The organism is Luteococcus sp., from assembly GCF_043424415.1.
Lineage (GTDB): Bacteria > Actinomycetota > Actinomycetes > Propionibacteriales > Propionibacteriaceae > Luteococcus.
Genome location: NZ_JBHWOO010000048.1, coordinates 1 through 16,153, shown reverse-complemented (window position 1 = coordinate 16,153; position 16,153 = coordinate 1). Strand labels below are relative to the sequence as shown.

14 protein-coding genes and 1 pseudogene are annotated in these 16,153 nt (G+C 65.5%); 6 read left to right on the top strand and 9 right to left on the bottom strand.

Features of this window, described 5'->3' with window-relative positions; all coding sequences use genetic code 11:
• Positions 1-58: 58 nt before the first annotated feature.
• The gene (locus ACHFFZ_RS02650; protein ID WP_394275114.1) at positions 59-1,558 is read right to left on the bottom strand and encodes a CoA-acylating methylmalonate-semialdehyde dehydrogenase; all 1,500 of its coding nucleotides are present in this window, start codon (positions 1,556-1,558) and stop codon (positions 59-61) included.
• Between the two features lie 290 nt (positions 1,559-1,848).
• On the opposite strand from ACHFFZ_RS02650, the gene ACHFFZ_RS02645 reads away from it, so the two are divergent.
• Positions 1,849-2,088, top strand: a complete 240-nt coding sequence (locus tag ACHFFZ_RS02645; protein WP_123575691.1) for a hypothetical protein — start codon at positions 1,849-1,851, stop codon at positions 2,086-2,088.
• Positions 2,089-2,338: 250 nt separating this feature from the next.
• Here ACHFFZ_RS02645 and ACHFFZ_RS02640 read toward each other — a convergent pair whose 3' ends face one another.
• From ACHFFZ_RS02640 to ACHFFZ_RS02605, 8 genes are all read right to left on the bottom strand, one after another.
• Entirely contained in the window at positions 2,339-3,769 is a 1,431-nt protein-coding gene (locus tag ACHFFZ_RS02640; protein ID WP_394275113.1) for a sugar porter family MFS transporter, read from the bottom strand.
• Between the two features lie 202 nt (positions 3,770-3,971).
• A complete protein-coding gene (locus tag ACHFFZ_RS02635) occupies positions 3,972-5,102 on the bottom strand; it encodes a zinc-binding dehydrogenase (protein WP_394275112.1) in 1,131 nt (376 codons plus the stop codon).
• A gap of 123 nt (positions 5,103-5,225) precedes the next feature.
• Positions 5,226-6,092: a sugar phosphate isomerase/epimerase family protein gene (locus ACHFFZ_RS02630; RefSeq protein ID WP_394275111.1), complete on the bottom strand. Its 867-nt coding sequence runs from the start codon at positions 6,090-6,092 to the stop codon at positions 5,226-5,228.
• Positions 6,093-6,171: 79 nt separating this feature from the next.
• Positions 6,172-7,182, bottom strand: a complete 1,011-nt coding sequence (locus ACHFFZ_RS02625; protein WP_394275110.1) for a Gfo/Idh/MocA family protein — start codon at positions 7,180-7,182, stop codon at positions 6,172-6,174.
• Between the two features lie 37 nt (positions 7,183-7,219).
• A complete protein-coding gene (locus ACHFFZ_RS02620) occupies positions 7,220-8,164 on the bottom strand; it encodes a TIM barrel protein (protein WP_394275109.1) in 945 nt (314 codons plus the stop codon).
• A 99-nt stretch (positions 8,165-8,263) separates the two neighbouring features.
• On the bottom strand, positions 8,264-10,171 hold the full coding sequence (iolD, locus tag ACHFFZ_RS02615; RefSeq protein WP_394275108.1) for a 3D-(3,5/4)-trihydroxycyclohexane-1,2-dione acylhydrolase (decyclizing): 1,908 nt from the start codon (positions 10,169-10,171) through the stop codon (positions 8,264-8,266).
• Between the two features lie 15 nt (positions 10,172-10,186).
• Positions 10,187-11,056, bottom strand: coding sequence for a 5-deoxy-glucuronate isomerase (gene iolB / locus ACHFFZ_RS02610; RefSeq protein ID WP_394275107.1), 870 nt, complete (start codon positions 11,054-11,056; stop codon positions 10,187-10,189).
• Positions 11,053-11,919 (bottom strand): deoxyribose-phosphate aldolase, encoded by an 867-nt coding sequence (locus ACHFFZ_RS02605; RefSeq protein WP_394275106.1) that lies wholly within the window; start codon positions 11,917-11,919, stop codon positions 11,053-11,055. The genes iolB and ACHFFZ_RS02605 overlap by 4 nt, the downstream gene beginning before the upstream one ends.
• Positions 11,920-12,106: 187 nt before the next feature.
• Here ACHFFZ_RS02605 and ACHFFZ_RS02600 point away from each other — a divergent pair, with 187 nt between their 5' ends.
• The 5 genes and pseudogenes from ACHFFZ_RS02600 to ACHFFZ_RS02580 all read left to right on the top strand — a co-directional run.
• Positions 12,107-12,856 (top strand): GntR family transcriptional regulator, encoded by a 750-nt coding sequence (locus ACHFFZ_RS02600; protein ID WP_394275105.1) that lies wholly within the window; start codon positions 12,107-12,109, stop codon positions 12,854-12,856.
• A gap of 147 nt (positions 12,857-13,003) precedes the next feature.
• Positions 13,004-14,080, top strand: coding sequence for a transaldolase family protein (locus ACHFFZ_RS02595; protein WP_394275104.1), 1,077 nt, complete (start codon positions 13,004-13,006; stop codon positions 14,078-14,080).
• Between the two features lie 101 nt (positions 14,081-14,181).
• Entirely contained in the window at positions 14,182-15,174 is a 993-nt protein-coding gene (iolG, locus tag ACHFFZ_RS02590; RefSeq protein WP_394275103.1) for an inositol 2-dehydrogenase, read from the top strand.
• Positions 15,175-15,231: 57 nt separating this feature from the next.
• Positions 15,232-15,984 (top strand): sulfite exporter TauE/SafE family protein, encoded by a 753-nt coding sequence (locus ACHFFZ_RS02585; RefSeq protein ID WP_394275102.1) that lies wholly within the window; start codon positions 15,232-15,234, stop codon positions 15,982-15,984.
• 44 nt (positions 15,985-16,028) lie between these two features.
• Positions 16,029-16,153: pseudogene (locus ACHFFZ_RS02580) on the top strand (gfo/Idh/MocA family oxidoreductase); the annotation flags it as partial.

Below are 16,153 nucleotides of genomic sequence, written 5' to 3'. Positions count from 1 at the left end.
GTATGGCGTCATGTGCCCACCGCGGTCCTCGTTCACGCCCGGGTCGGCTGTGCCGCGGTCACTCTTCGCGCTTGAAGGACATCGTGGCCGCGTAGTTGCCCGACTCCGAGGGCCAGCGCGTGGTGATCGCCTTCATGCGGGTGTTGAAGAGCACGCCCTCGGGACCGTGGATGTGCAGGTCCCCGAGCAGCGAGTCCTTCCATCCACCGAAGGAGTAGTAGGCCACCGGGGTGGGGATCGGGACGTTGACGCCGACCATTCCGGCCTCCACGTCCAGGGTGAATCGACGCGCGACGCCACCGTCATTGGTGAAGATGGCCGCACCATTGCCGAAGGGCGAGCTGTTGACGATCCCAATCGCCTGCTCGTAGGTGTCGGCATGCACGATTGCCAGCGCGGGGCCGAAGACCTCCTCGGCATAGAAGGGGGCATCGGTGGGCACGTCGTCGACGATGGTGGGTCCCAGCCAGAAGCCGTCCTCGTAGCCCTCGACGGTCTTGCCGCGTCCGTCGAGCACGATGGTGGCGCCACGCTTCTCGACGTCATCGATCAGCCCGATGATGCGCTCCTTGGCCTGCTTGCTGATGACCGGGCCCATCTGGACGCCCTCATCGAGGCCCATGCCGACCTTGATCTTCTCACCGTGCGCCTTGACCAGCTCGGCCAGCTTCGGCCCACAGCCACCGACCGCGACGACCACGGGCAGGGCCATGCAGCGCTCGCCGGCAGCACCAAAGGCAGCGGCGGAGATGTGCTGGGCGGCAAAGTCGAGGTCCGAGTCAGGCATCACGATCGCGTGGTTGTTTGCGCCACCCAGGGCCTGCACCCGCTTGCCGTTCGCAGTGGCGCGCTCCTGCACGATGCGGGCCACCGGGGTGGAACCGACGAAGCTGATGCCGTCGATGCCCGGGTGCTCGAGGATGCCGGTGACCAGCTCACGGTCACCACCCAGGACGTTGAAGACGCCGTCGGGCAGTCCCGCCTCCTTGTAGAGCCTCGCAATGATGAGTGAGGCGGTGGGGGTGGGGCTGGCCGACTTCAGGATGAAGGCATTGCCCGTGGCGATGGCGACCGGGTGCATCCACATCGGCACCATGACGGGGAAGTTGAAGGGGCAGATGCCTGCAACAACGCCGATGGGCTGGCGGATGGAGTGGATGTCGACACCGGTGGAGATGTCGAAGGAGTGCTCACCCTTGAGGGCACTGTTGATGCCACAGGCGAAGTCGAGGGTCTCGCGGCCTCGCTGGATCTCACCGATGGCGTCGTTGTAGTCCTTGCCGTGCTCGGCGACGATGCTCTTGGCGATCTCGTCGGAGTGCTCCAGCACCAGTTCGCGCATCTTGAACATGACGGCGGTGCGCTTGGCGAGGGAGTAGCTGGCCCACTTCTTCTGGGCGGCGGTGGCCACCTCGACGGCGTGGTCCAGGTCTGCCTGGCTGGCGGCCAGCAGTTCGGCCTCCACCGTGCCGGTGGCGGGGTTCTCGACGGGGATGCGGCGAGTGGGGGAGCCTTCGTACTCCGCGCCAGCAATCCAGTGGGCGATGGTCTTGTTCATGTGACCGCTTCCTTCCATGTACTGGCTCGGCATTCGCCTGGGCCTGCTCGCTGCGGTGCGAGTCCGGAATCGACGCGCAACCTCCGTGTTGTGCGTTTGTCCTGACAATAACATGTCGTGATTTGCGCCACAACGGGGGGTGCCTGAGGTCATCCAATCTCCAAGTTGCGCGCCGTCATCACACAACCTAGACTTGAGTTTGTCAGGACAAAGTTCTGGCGAACACCACGATGGCCGTGCGGTTGGGGCCATCGGCTCCTTCTGCGGCCATGCCTACCGAAGGAGAAACAATGACCACCATGCTCACCGCCCCCACCACCTCCGCTGCCATTGAGGATCTTCAGGACTCCACGGTTCGCGTCGAGGTCCTGCAGCCACTGCTGGTCTGCGCCGCTCTGGCCATCCTGTGCGGCGCCATGGTCATCGCCTCCGTGCTGACCGGCTCCGCGATCGTCCTGGTAGCCGCCGCGCTGCCGCTGATCGGCGCGAGCTTTCTGGCCGTCTTCGCCTCCTTCCGTCAGTGCTTCTGAGCCGGAGACACTGACCCGGACCAGGCCAGCCGGACGAACATCCCCGTCGCGTCCCGCGAACTGCGGGAGACCGACAGCACGAAGCAGCATCATCCGGGCGGGCACTTCCCCACTGCGAGCCTCCGACCCCAGGGCAACGGAACCGCACAACCAGCCCCCCAACCCCAGAGCAGAGTCACAGTCTCGGCTGGACAACAAGAGGCCGGCGTCCATGCACGTGGATGCCGGCCTCTCGCATTCGAGCCGAGAATCAGATCTTGCCGCCGCTGGCGAAGTGCTCCTCGAGCGCTTCCAGAGAACGACCACTCGTGTTCGGGAGGAACTTGTACAGCACGCCGATCACGACAATTCCCAGCACGAAGAAGATGCCGAACATACCCTGGAGGCCGGCCTTTGCCGTGACCACCGGGAAGGAGAAGGTGATGATCGCGTTGACCACCCACATGAACAGAATCGAGACGCCCATGCCAAAGCCGCGGACCCGGAGCGGGAACATCTCGGACAGGGCGACCCAGACCGGAGCATTGAGGCAGCACTGCATGAAGAAGACGAAGCTCACGCACAGCAACAGCACCAGGTAGGCACGGGCAGTGCTGGCTGGCATCAACGTGGCGACAGCCGTGATCAGACCGTGGATCAGGGTGGTCATGCAGAAGCCGAAGATGATCAGCTTGCGACGAGCCACCTTGTCGATCACGACGAACAGGCACAGCGCGGTGCCGACGACCGACAGCACGCCATTGGCAACATTCGCAATGATGGCAGCCTGCGACGAGAAGCCCGCTTCATGCAGAAGCTGGGTGCCGTAGTACATGATCGAGTTGATACCGGTGATCTGCTGAGCCGCAGCCAGGAAGCAGCCGATGATGACCAGGCGTCGGATCCACGGGATGCCCATGTCAGACCAGCCACCGGAGTTGGCCAGCTTCTCCTCCTCGGCCAGCCGCTCCACCTCGGCCATCTCCGCGCGGGCGCGATCCTCATTGCGCACCTGCATCAGGACGGCCAGGGCCTCGTCGTGACGCCCGTGCTTGAGCAGCCAGCGAGGAGATTCGGGCATCTTCATCATTCCGAAGAAGAGCGCCACCGCAGGAATCATGCAGATGACGAGCATGTAGCGCCAGACCGAACCGTGATGACCCCACACGCTGGCGATGATCGCGTTGATGGCGAAGGCGAGCATCTGGCCAATCACGATGGCCAACTCATTTCGACCACTCAATGCACCGCGACGCTCGGTGGGCGCAAGCTCGGCGAGGTAGACCGGAACGGTGGCGGACGCGGCACCGACAGCCAGACCGAGGACCACGCGCGAGACCAGCAGCACACCCAACCCGGGCGCAACCACACAGCCAAGGGCTCCGAAGAAGAAGAGCACGGCGATGGTGCTCATCGTCTTCTTGCGGCCGAGCTTCTCGTTCAGGATGCCCGAAACCAGGGCACCCACTGCCGCACCAAGCAGCAATGTAGAGGTGACCAGCCCCTCGCTGGTGGCCGTGAGGCCCAGGTCCTTCTTCATCGGCTCCAGCGCGCCATTGATCACGCCGGTGTCGTAGCCAAACAGCAGGCCGCCGAAGGTCGCCACGATGGCGATCGTGTCCAGGCGGCGCTGGTGAGGACCGGCCTGAAGGGGCGGTAGTTCAATCTTCGCGGCGGTTGCCGCTGGAGTTCCGTGGGACATCCTTGTCTCCTTGTTCAGGGCCCAGTGAACTCAGTCATCAGGCCACCAAAGCTAATTCTCTCCCACCCATTAACCCTCAGTTCATACAAAACGTCAATAGTTTGTCCGAACATTCCGTCATTTCATTTTGGATCTCTCGATCGCTGACGTGTCGTCGGGTGAGCCGGAACCTGTCCGACCCACCCGATGACTGGCCCCCCAATCACAAGGACATGTCCACCACGGCGCGGCCCACGATCCCGCCCTGACGCAGCAGGTCGTAGCCCTCCCCCGCCTGCTCCAGGGAGAAGCGGCGGGTCACCAGGTCCTTGTAGTTGATCTCCCCCCGCGCGGCCATGTCGACCACCGCCGGAAGGTCCACCCGGGTGCGCGCACCATAGGAGCCCAGGATGGACTGGCTGCGCCGCACGGTGCGGTTGATCTCCACCTCGGCCGTCTGCACACCGGCACCGAGACCGATCGGGACCATCCGGCCGCCGTCGCTGAGCACGTCGAGGGCCGTCTTCCAGGTGGGGCCGATTCCGAGCGCCTCGAAGGCGACGTCGACACCCCTGCCACCGGTCAGCTCGAGCACCTTCTCGCGGGCATCGCTGGTGGCGGAGTTCACCGTGGCCGTGGCACCGAAGCCCGTCACGGGCGCCAGCTTCTCGTCGTTGACGTCGATGGCAATCACCTGCTTCGCCCCCATCGCCGCGGCAATCTGGCAGATGTTGCTGCCCACCCCGCCGACGGCCACGACGGCCACCGTCTCGCCGTACTGCAGACCGGAGCGGCGCACGGCACCATAGGCGGTCATGGCGGCACATCCCAGGATCGCCGACGGGACGGTGTCGATCTCGTCGGGAACCGGCGCGACGGAGGTGGCGGGGATCACGGCGTACTCGGCCAGCCCACCCATCGAGTACATGTAGACCGGGTCGCCGTCGGGCGTGGCCAGCCGGGTGGTGCCGTCGTAGAGCACGCCCTTCAGCCGGTTCAGGTCGAAGAAGGGGCCGCAGAGCTCGTCGTGGCCAGTGGCGCAGGCCGGGCACCGGCCGCAGGGCATCAGGAAGGCACCAGCAACACGCTGCCCGACGGCCAGGCCAGTGTGCTCCGTGCCTTGACCGAGTTCGACGATGGTGCCGGCCACCTCGTGACCCAGCACGGCGGGCATCGGGAAGGCGATGGCCCCGCCGATCACGTGCAGGTCCGAGTGGCACATGCCACAGGCGTCGACCTTGATCAGGACCTCATCGGCCTTGGGACGGGGGGTGCGCAGGGTCTCGACGTGCAGACCCTTGCCGGGCTCGCGCAGCACGGCTGCGCGCATGGTTTCGGGAATGGTGATGGACATGGCAGGTCTCCCAATCTTGGTTTGCCTCCGGGCGCTCCCGGACGCGGGTTCATGACCGCGGGTCCCGTGGGATGGTCTACATCCCCCGGGACCCGCGGTCATGAGACGGGGGAACCATCCACCTCAGGCAACGAGCTCCTTGGTGATGCGCTCGAGCATGCGGCGGTTCACTTCGTCGGCCTTCTCATGCCAGCCGAAGACACAGACCGAGATGACGCCGTCGAACTTGATGTCACGCAGCGTGGCGAAGACCTCGTCCCAGGGCACCTCACCCAGGCCGATCTCGTTGTGCTGGTGGATCCGGGCGTCGACTCCCGGGGGATTGATGATGTAGCGGTTGCCGTCATTGGCCCGGTGGTTGAAGGCGTCCGCCATGTGCACCTCGCGAAGCTTGGGGGCACTGTCTCGAATCATGCGCTCGACGTCACCCTTGCCATCGGACAGATGGAAGGCGTGCGGACAGCAGAACTCGTAGCCGATCCACTCCTTGTTGACGCCCCGGACCAGGCGGTACGCATCGTCATGGAGCTCGACGAAGTCATAGGGGTGGGCCTCCATGTTGAGGCGAATGCCATACTTCTCGAAGTCCGGGACAAGCTCCTCCATGGAGCGGTACCACTGTGCCTCGCACTCACGCGGGGTGTTGGGATTGCCGGAGAACTCGCTGGTGATCTCACGCACGTCAAGCTGATCGGCCAGCTCGAGCAGGCGCCGCCAGTTGCGGACCTGCGCTTGGCGCTCCGTCTCATCGGTGGATGACCAGTTGAAGACGGGGTTGAGCGTGCGAACCCTCACCCCGGTCTCCTGTTGGGCCTTGTTCAGCTCGGCAACGAAGTCGTCGTCGGCCTTCGGGTAGTGGTGCCAGAAGTGGAAGTCCGCCTGGGGCGAGAGCTCCACGTACCGGAAACCCAGATCGGCTGCCTTGCGCAGGGTGTCGGGCACCGACATGGTCATGTAGTACATGTTCGGGTCAAGGGCGATGTCGACCATGACACTTCCTTTCTGGAAGGGCTGGGGCTGAGGGAGGGTGGCGGCCGGGGAAGGGTGCCGGCCGCCACCCGGCACAGGGTCAGGCGTAGAGCCCGGGCTTCTCGATCATCTCGACCTTGACGGGCTTGCCCTCGGGATCCTCGAGTGAGGCCACCGCGGCATCGACCACGACTGCGGCCGCATAGCCATCCCATGCGTCGGCGCCGGTGTGCTCATCCTTGGCCACCGCACGGATCCACTCCTGGACCTCCTGGTTGAAGGCGCTGTGGAAGCGATCGATGTGAGAACTGCAGATCTTGTTGCGATCGCCGTGGCCGTCACGCACGTGGATCTTCTCCTGGTCACCCAGGCGAGCGGTGCCAGCCTCCATCACCAGCTCGCACTCAATGGAGTAGCCGAACTGGATGTTGACGTTCACCTCATCGTCGATCAGGACGCCGGACTCGGTCTTCATCACCACGACGATCGGGTCGTTGAGGTGTTCGAAGCGCTTGGAGGTGAATCGGGGACGGTCCACTCGTGCCTCGACGATCTCCTCGCCCAGCAGCCAGCGCATGGTGTCGATCTCGTGGATGGCGGTGTCGTCGATGGCCATGCGCGAGACATAGCCCTCGGGAACGCTGGGGTTGCGGTGCCGGTTGTGGACCAGGGTGGCGTAGCCCAGGTCTCCGGCCTCCAGCAGTTCCTTCATCTCGCGGTAGCCCTGGTCGAAGCGACGCATGAAGCCGACGGTGACCAGCTTCTTGCCGGCCTTCTGCTCGGCGGCCATGATGCGCTCGCAGCTCTCAGCCGTGGTCGAGAGCGGCTTCTCGCACAGGATGTACTTGCCGGCCTCGATGGCGGGGATCAGGGATTCCTCGTGCACCTTGCCGAAGGTGGCCACCAGGATGGCGTCCACGTCGGGGTCTGCGATGAGCTCCCTGCCGTCGGCATAGGCCTTCGCACCCAGCGGCTCGGCCACGGCCTTGGCCGCCTCCAGGTTGATGTCGGCAATGGCGACCACCTCGGCGCCGGCCAGTTCATGGGTGATGCGCTCGACGTGAGCACGGCCCATGCCGCCAGCGCCGATGAGACCAATTCGGACAGTCATGTCAGTTCAGCTTTCTGTGGTTCGTCGTCGAGGAGGATCAGGCCAGTCCGAGACCCAGCGAGGCCAGGTACTTGCGCATGTTGATGGCATTGCCCTTGGGGAAGTCGGGAGCGCAGGGGTACATGTCCTGCTCGCAGATCACGTAGAGCTCCTTGTCGAGGTCGGCCAGGGCCTCGATCAGGGTGTCCATCGGGGGCAGGCCGGCGGGCGGGCAGACCGAGGCGCCCTTGGCGACGGCCTCACCGAAGGGCCAGTCCTTCTCGTGGGCCTCCTTGACCAGCGCCTCGTCGAAGGCCTTGATGTGCACATAGCCGATCCGCTCGGGGTACTTCTGGCACAGCTCGACGGGGTCGCCACCGCCGTAGACGATGTGGCCGGTGTCCAGGCAGAAGGAGACGTACTCCGGGTCGGTCGCCTGGAAGATGCGGTCGATCTCCTCCGGGGTCTCGATGTGCGAGTCACCGTGGGGGTGCAGCACCATGGTCAGGCCGTAGTCCTGCTTCATGATGCGGCCGAGCTTGTTGGCATTGTCGACGTAGAGCTGCCAGGCCTCCGGCGACAGGACACGGTCGTCGGTGAATTCCCAGGTCTTGTCGTCGCGGTAGAGCGGGGGCAGGTGCACGATGTACTCGGCACCGACGGCGGCGTGGGTCTCGGCGATGTCACGGAAGGTCTTCTCGGTCTCGGCCCAGGCCTCCTGCTTGTGCAGGATGCCCCAACCGGTGCCGGCGACGACCCGCATGCCGCGCTCGTCCACCCAACGCTGCAGTTCCTTGGGATCCTTCGGGAAGTAGCCCCAGGGGCCGGTCTCGAGGATCTCGAAGCCGGCCTCGGCCATCTCGGTCATCGCGACGTCGGGGTTGATCTGCTTGGGATCACTGGGGAACCAGACTCCCCACTGGTCGGGGCAGACGCCGATGGTGAGCTTGGAGTAGCGCGGGTTGGTGGTGTTGACGGACTTGCCCTTGTTGTCGAACTGCATTGTTCTGTCCTCACGGTAAGAGCCACTGCGGTGTGGCCGTTTCAGGTGCTGCGGTGCTTCTCGGGGAGGGACTGGCTGGTGGCCTGCCACTCCGTGTTGTCACAGGTGGTGGCGCTGCGGCTTGCGGGCCTCGACGTACTCCTCGTAGGCCTTCTGGGTGCTCGCCAGACGGGAGACGCCGGAGACGGGGACGTCCCACCAGCTGGAGCCGGGAGGGTTGGGACCCGTCAGGTCCGTCTCGATGTGGATCATCGTGGGGCGATCGGACTCGTGGGCCTTCTGGTAGGCGGCCCGGAACTCCTCGATCCCGTTCACCTTCAGGACGTCCAGGCCCCACGAGGCGGCATTGGCGGCGATGTCGACGCCCTTGACCAGTTCCTCATCGGCCAGGTGGCTGCCGTCGCCACGCTGGCGGTACTTGGTGCCGAAGCGCTGCGAGCCGCGGGACTCCGAGAGCGCGCCGATGGAGGCGAAGCCGTGGTTCTGCAGCAGGACGTAGATGACCTTGATGTTCTCCTGCACGACGGTGGCCAGTTCCATCGGGAGCATCTGGTAGGTGCCGTCGCCGACGATGGCGACCACCTCGGACTGCGGCCGGGCCAGCTTCACGCCCAGCGCGGCGGGCACCTCGTATCCCATGCAGCTGAAGGCATACTCCACGTGGTACTGCACCGGGGTCCGCGCCTGCCACAGGGCCTGGAGGTCACCGGGCATCGAGCCGGCGGCGTTGATCACGACGTCCTCGTCACCCATCAGCTCGTTCAGGGCGCCGAAGACCTCGGTCTGCGCCGGGAGCGGGCCGTGGCCACGGTGATAGCAGGCCTGCACCTGCTCCTCCCAGGCCTTCTTCTCCTGGGCGATCCGCTGGCTGTAGGCCTCCTCGACGCGATATCCGTCGAGCAGTTCGGTGAGGGCGGTCAGGGCCTCCCGGGCATCGGCCACCACCATCTCGGCCGACTGCTTGGCGGCGTCGAAGCTGGCGACGTTGATGTTGACGAACTTCACGTCGGGATTCTTGAACTGGGTCTTGGAGGCCGTGGTGAAGTCCGAGTAGCGGGTGCCGATACCGATCACCAGGTCGGCCTCGTCGGCGATGTGGTTGCCGGAGTCGCCACCGGTGGAACCGACGCCACCGATCGAGCACTCGTGGTCGAAGTTGATGGCCCCCTTGCCCGCCTGGGTGTCCGCGACCGGGATGCCGGTGCGGCTGGCGAAGGTGCGCAACTCATCGGTGGCCTCGGAGTAGATGACGCCACCGCCGGCGATGACCATCGGACGCTTGGCGGCCTTGATCAGCTCCACCGCACGGGCCAGTGCAGCCGGCTCGGCCGGCGGGCGACGCACGTGCCACACCCGCTTGTCGAAGAGCTCGACGGGCCAGGTCCACTTCTCGGCCTGGACATCCTGCGGCATGGCGATGGTCACCGCGCCGGTCTCGGCGGGATCGGTGAGCACGCGCATCGCGTTGAGCAACGACGGGATCAGCTGCTCGGGGCGGTTGATCCTGTCGAAGAAGCGGGAGACCGGCGCGAAGCAGTCGTTGACCGAGATGTTGAGGTTGGTGGGGTCCTCCAGCTGCTGCAGCACCGGGTCCGGAATACGCGTCGCGAACTGGTCGGAGGGGAAGAGCAGCACCGGCACCCGGTTGGTGGTGGCCAGGGCCGCACCGGTGACCATGTTCAGCGAGCCGGGCCCGATGGACGCGGTGCACATGTAGGTCTGCATCCGGTTGGTGGTCTTGGCGAAGGCCGCCGCCGCGTGCACCTGTCCCTGCTCGTTGCGGGGCATGATGTACGGCATCGGGTTCTCGCCCTCGCCAGGATCGATCTCGTTCTGCAGCAGGGCCTGTCCGATGCCGGCGACGTTCCCGTGGCCGAAGATGCCAAAGGCTCCAGGGATGAGTCGGTGCTCGACGCCGTCACGCTCGGAGTACTGGTTGGACAGGAAGCGGATGGTGGCTTGGGCAACCGTCAGGTCGACCGTGCCACGGTAAGCGTCGTTGCTCACGGATTCTCCTAGGTGTCAGTTCGTGAAGGGGAGCCGGGGATCGATGTCCTGCTCGTCCCAGGTGCTGCGGATCCAGTGGTGCTGGGGATCGTCGATCGCCAACCAGACCTGGTCCTCGGCGGGGCCGGCCATCACGTTGAGGTAGTAGAGGTCATATCCGGGCGCGGCGACACAGGGCCCGTGCCAACCGTGCGGGACCAGGGCGATGTCCCGGTCGTGCACCTCGGCCAGCAGGTCGATGGGGCGCTCCGGGGTGCCATAGGTGCGGTGCAGGGCGAAGCCGGGGCCGTCGGGACCCGCCGCCACCTCGAAGTAGTAGACCTCCTCGAGCTCGCGCTCGACCTCGCTGAACTCCTCGTGCTTGTGGGCGGGGTAGCTGGACCAGTTGCCACCGGGGGTGAGCACCTCACAGACCAGCAGGTGGCTGGTGGGCACGCCGTTGTTGAGGCAGTAGTTGTTGACCTGACGGGAGCAGTCACCGGCACCGCGCAGGTCCGTGCGGACCTGGTCCTTCCCGTAGCGGGCGACGGGAAGGTCGCTGGTGGCCTTCGACGTGGGAATGGCGAAGCGCCCGCCCGCTGCGGAAGTGATGATCAGGCTCTTGTTGCGCGGCACGTAGACGAAGTCGGTGACGCCCTTGAAGACGCCCTCACGCCCGGCCAGCTCGTGGACCTCCCCGTCGACCTCGACGGTGCAGCCGCCCTGCAGGGGCAGCACAAGGACTTCGTCGTCACCGGTCTGCAGCTCCTGGCTGACTCCGGCTTCGAGCTTGATGACCTTGAGTCCGGACCAGGCCCAGCCGGCCCGCTCGGGTGTCACGTCGGCCTCGAACTGGTCGTGGCCACTCTCCCCAGCGGGGATGTAGATGTCGGGATTGGTGTTCACAGCAGACCTACCGCCTCGTCAACGGCCGCCGCCACATCTGCGGACGGCGGGAACAACAGGGACCTTCCAACAACCAGGCCGCGCACCGTGGGGATGGCAAGCGCCTCCTGCCACAGGGCAAGGGTCTGGTCGCTGTCCTTCTTGACCTCGCCACCCAGGATCAGGGAAGGCAGGGTCGTCGCCGCCATCACTCGCTCCATCTCGGCGACGGCGGGAAGCTTGAGCCAGGTCCAGGCCGAGGTACGCCCCAGCCCGGCAGCAATGGCAATGGACCTGATGACACTGTCCGGGGTCAGGTCATTGGCGATGCGTCCGGATTCCCACACGGACACGAAGGGCTCCACCATCGCCATCCGCTGGGCATCGCCGAGCTCGTCGACGGCTCGCGCACAGGCCTCGATGGTGGCGACCGTGGCGGGGTCGGAATAGTTGATCCGCATCAACATCTTCCCGCCGTCGAGACCGCTGTCGGTGATGCCCCGGGCGTCATAGCCGGTGAAACGGTCGTCCATCTCGAAGCTGGCACCCAGCAGGCCGCCGCGGTTCATCGAGCCGTAGACGAGCTTGCCGTCCAGCGCACCCAACAGCGCCAGATCCTCGACCATGTCCGCAGTTCCCAGGAAGCCGTGCACCCCCGGGCGGGAGAGCGCCTCGATGCAGCGTCCGAGCAGTTCCTCCCGGTCCGCCATGGCCATCTCGTCCCGGCCAGCGGTCAGCGCACCCCTCGCCGGATGGTCACAGGCAATGATCATGAGCTTCTGGTCCGCAGGGGGCATGGAACCGCGGGGGCGGCTTGCCAAGGCTCTCGCAATGCTTCGGGGGTCCTGCGCCCGAGCCTCGACGACCCGTTCGACCAGTGACATTGCCCGCCCCTCCCAGCGCCACCCGGTTCCCCAATGAACCGGACCTGCGTCCAGCGTGCCCCGTACGCGCTGCAGTGTCAATAGATTGTCCTGACAATTTCAGGCAAATGAGGAACGGCACGGCATGTCACAAGGACCTGACAACATCAGTATCCTGCACCCAAGGACACCGAGCGAGAGAAGCACCATGAACGGCGACAGCTACACCCCCGAGATCACACTGGATCGCAACAGCCCCATCCCGCTGTACTTCCAGATCGCGGAGCCGATCGCCGCAGCCATCAATTCCCGCGAGCTCCCCCCTGGCACCCGCATCGAGGACGAGCTTTCGATGGCCAAGCGCCTCAAGGTCTCCCGCCCCACGGCGCGCCAGGCCCTGCAGCGACTGGTGGAACAGGGCCTGGTCGTGCGCCAGCGCGGCGTGGGCACCCAGGTGGCACCCACACTGATCCATCGTCCGATGGAGCTGACCAGCCTCTACGGCGACCTCACCCAAGGTGGCCACGACGCTTCCACGCAACTCCTTGACTACACGGAACGCACCGCCAACGAGGACGAGGCCGAGAGCCTCGGCCTGGACGTCCAGGATCGCGAGATCACCGACATCAGGAGGCTCCGCCTGGCCGACGGGCATCCCATCGCAGTGATGCGGAACCTGGTTCCGCGCAGCCTCGCCCCGAGCCACCACGAACTGGAGACGGGCGGACTCTACGAGGCCTTGCGCGCCCGCAACGTTGACCTGCACTCGGCCAGACAGTCGATCGGAGCGCGGAATGCCAGCACGGAAGAGGCACGTCTGCTGGAGGTCAAGCGGGGCGCTGCCCTGCTGACCATGCGGCGCACAACCGCGGACCCGACAGGGCGGATCATCGAGTACGGGGACCACGTCTACCGGGCCGACCAGTACAGCTTCGACTCGACCGTCTTCACTTCTTGACGGGCAAGTGACCAATCACACCAGATTTGTCCTGACAATATGTTGACTTGACGGGCGAGAAGGATTGTAATGGAGGGGACCGGTCACCCACCGCATCATCGATGACGCGGAGAGTGAGCTGACCGCCCTGACTCAGGAGGAGCCACCATGGCCATCGACCACACCCCAGGACCGCTTCTCGATGCAGTCCGCCAGTTCCCCACCGCCCTGTGGAATGACTCGGCGGATCCCGATGAACTGCGTCAGTCGATCGCTTTCGGCGCCGTCGGCGCCACGTGCAACCCGTCGATCGCCTACACCTGCATCAACATGAAGAAGGACAAGTGGCTGCCCCGAATCAAGGAGCTGACCACCGAGATGCCCGACGCCAGCGAGTCCGAGATCGGCTGGACCATCGTGCGCGAGATGTCGGTCGAGGCAGCCAAGATGCTCGAGCCCATCTTCGACGAATACAAGGGCATCAATGGGCGTCTGTCGATGCAGACCGACCCGCGCCTGGCCCGGAGCTGGAAGGGCCTGGCCGACCAGGCCGAGGAGTTCAGCAACCTCGCCCCGAACATCATCGTGAAGATCCCCGCGACCTCGGTCGGCGTCAAGGCCATCGAGGAGGCCACCTACCGTGGCGTCTCGGTCAATGTCACGGTGAGCTTTTCCGTCCCCCAGGTCGTCGCCACCGGTGAGGCGATCGAGCGCGGCCTCAAGCGTCGCGAGGCCGAGGGCAAGGACGTCTCCGCCATGGGGCCCGTCGTGACCCTGATGGCCGGCCGACTCGATGACTGGCTGAAGATCGTCGCCGAGCGCGACCAGCTCTTCATCGATCCCGGCGTCTTCGAGTGGGCTGGCGTGGCCTGCGTCAAGCGCGCCTACCAGGAGTTCCAGAAGCGTGGTCTGCGGGCTCGTGTCCTGGTGGCTGCCTTCCGCAATGTCCTGCAGTGGTCCGAGGTCCAGGGCGGCGACCTCGTCGTCTCCCCGCCCTTCAAGTGGCAGCAGCGGATCAATGCCTCGGACTACAAGCCGGTCAGCAAGATCGACGAGCCGGTCGACGAAAAGGTCATGGCCCAACTCCTCAGGATGCCCGAATTCGTCCGCGCCTACGAGCCCGATGGCATGACGGTGGAGGAGTTCGACACCTTCGGAGCCACCGTGCGCACCCTGCGCGGCTTCATGGAAGCCGACAACGACCTCGATGTCCTGGTGCGCAATGTGATCATGCCCGCCCCGTGACCCGTCGATGACACGGCAGGGAACTCACCCCCAGTGGGCAGCGTCCCCTGCCGTGTCCTAGTTCCAAGATCCTCACCACCATCAACCCGAAGGAAGTCGCAATGTTGCGCATCGCCGTCATCGGAGCCGGCCGGATCGGGCATGTCCACGCCCGTTCCGTCGCCAACCACCCACAGGCCCAGCTCGCCGTCGTCTGTGATCCCATCGGCGATGTCGCCGAGAAGCTCGCCGCCCAGTACGGGGCCCGATCCTGCAAAGAGGCCGAAGAGGTCTTCGCCGATCCCGACATCGACGCGGTCATCATCGGCTCGCCCACCCACCTGCACCTGCCGCAGCTGATCGCCGCTGCCAAGGCCGGCAAGGCCGTGCTCTGCGAGAAGCCCGTGGCACAGGAGATCAGCCAGGTGGAAGCCGTGCGGGACGAGCTGGACCAGATCACCACTCCAGTGATGTTCGGTTTCAACCGCCGCTTCGACCCGTCCTTCGCAGCCGTCAAACAGGGCGTCGAGGAAGGCCGTATCGGCGAACTGGAGCAATTGACCATCATCAGTCGTGATCCTGCCGCCCCGCCGGCCAGTTACATCAAGGTCTCCGGCGGCATCTTCCGTGACATGACCATCCACGACTTCGACATGGCCCGCCACTTCCTGGGCGACATCGTCGAGGTCAATGCCTCGGGCCAGAACTTCGTCCCCGAGATCAAGGCCGAAGGTGACTTCGACGCCGCCGTCGTCGTGCTGACCGCCGCCGACGGCAAGGTGGCCACCATCATCAACAACCGGCGCTGCGCCTCGGGCTACGACCAGCGTCTGGAAGCCGCCGGCTCGCAGGGCGCCATGTTCGCAGAGAACGTCCGCCCGCACACCGTGCGCCTGAACACCGCCGAGAGCACCAATGCCGAAGCCCCCTACCTGGACTTCTTCCTGGACCGCTACGAGACCGCCTACACCAACGAACTGGGCGCCTTCATCGAGGCAGTCACCACAGGCAGGACGCCCGAGCCCGGGTTGAAGGATGCCATCGAGGCGCTGCGCATCGCCGATGCCGCGACCACCTCTGCCCACGAAGGACACCCCGTCCGGCTCGACGCCTGAGAACCACGTGGTCGGGGCCATCCCTGACGGCCCCGACCACGACGCCCTGAGGACGCCATGACCTTCACTGCCACCTGTTGGGTGCTACTGGTGATCGTCGCCATCCTCGTCGGCCTCGCCAAGACCGCCCTGCCGGGGCTCGCCGTGCTTGCCGCAGCCCTGATGGCCGGCATCATGCCCGCCAAGGAATCGACGGGCACCCTGCTACTGCTCCTGCTCGTCGGGGACATCATGGCCATTGGCCTGTACCGTCGCGATGCGGACTTCGCCACCCTGCGCCGCCTGGTCCCCACGGTCCTGGTGGGCGTCGGTCTGGGCGGCTTGTACCTGCACCTCGCCTCCGACCTGGCCACCAAGCGACTGATCGGCATCGTCCTGCTGGTGATGATCACCCTCACGCTTGCCGACATGTACCGCAAGCGCGGTGCGGTGACGACCCACCGCCCCGAGGACGAGACCTCCCCGATCAAGCGAGGCGCCTACGGCTCCCTGGCCGGCTTCACCACGATGGTGGCCAATGCCGGTGGGCCCGTCACCAGCATGTACTTCATGCAGGCAGGCTTCGACGTGGCCCGCTTCCTCGGCACCACCGCCTGGTTCTTCTTCCTCGTCAACGTGGTCAAGCTGCCCGTCTCCATCGGCGTCGGTGTGATCAACCCGAACACCCTCCGCGTGGACCTCGTCCTCGCACCCGTCGTGGTGCTGAGCGGTCTGCTCGGCTTCCGACTGGCCAAGGTCATCCCGAAGCGCATCTTCGACCCGGTCGTCATCGCACTGACCGTCCTCAGTTCCTGCTGGCTGCTCGCCTGAGACCAGCGACTGCCCACGAACCACCCCATCGAAAGGAATCACCCATGACCCGCGATCTCGGCATCGGCGTCGTCTCCCTTGGCTGGATGGGGCGGCTGCACTCGGCCGCCTACGCAGCACTCCCGCTGCGCTATCCGGAGCTGGACGTGCGCCCTCGCCTCATCTCCTG

Bases quoted from the DNA above. Each gene is read 5' to 3' on its own strand.
- ACHFFZ_RS02650 (WP_394275114.1), bottom strand. From the start codon at position 1,558: ATGAACAAGACCATCGCCCACTGGATTGCTGGCGCGGAGTACGAAGGC.
- ACHFFZ_RS02645 (WP_123575691.1), top strand. From the start codon at position 1,849: ATGACCACCATGCTCACCGCCCCCACCACCTCCGCTGCCATTGAGGAT.
- ACHFFZ_RS02640 (WP_394275113.1), bottom strand. From the start codon at position 3,769: ATGTCCCACGGAACTCCAGCGGCAACCGCCGCGAAGATTGAACTACCG.
- ACHFFZ_RS02635 (WP_394275112.1), bottom strand. From the start codon at position 5,102: ATGTCCATCACCATTCCCGAAACCATGCGCGCAGCCGTGCTGCGCGAG.
- ACHFFZ_RS02630 (WP_394275111.1), bottom strand. From the start codon at position 6,092: ATGGTCGACATCGCCCTTGACCCGAACATGTACTACATGACCATGTCG.
- ACHFFZ_RS02625 (WP_394275110.1), bottom strand. From the start codon at position 7,182: ATGACTGTCCGAATTGGTCTCATCGGCGCTGGCGGCATGGGCCGTGCT.
- ACHFFZ_RS02620 (WP_394275109.1), bottom strand. From the start codon at position 8,164: ATGCAGTTCGACAACAAGGGCAAGTCCGTCAACACCACCAACCCGCGC.
- ACHFFZ_RS02605 (WP_394275106.1), bottom strand. From the start codon at position 11,919: ATGTCACTGGTCGAACGGGTCGTCGAGGCTCGGGCGCAGGACCCCCGA.
- ACHFFZ_RS02600 (WP_394275105.1), top strand. From the start codon at position 12,107: ATGAACGGCGACAGCTACACCCCCGAGATCACACTGGATCGCAACAGC.
- ACHFFZ_RS02595 (WP_394275104.1), top strand. From the start codon at position 13,004: ATGGCCATCGACCACACCCCAGGACCGCTTCTCGATGCAGTCCGCCAG.
- iolG (WP_394275103.1), top strand. From the start codon at position 14,182: ATGTTGCGCATCGCCGTCATCGGAGCCGGCCGGATCGGGCATGTCCAC.
- ACHFFZ_RS02585 (WP_394275102.1), top strand. From the start codon at position 15,232: ATGACCTTCACTGCCACCTGTTGGGTGCTACTGGTGATCGTCGCCATC.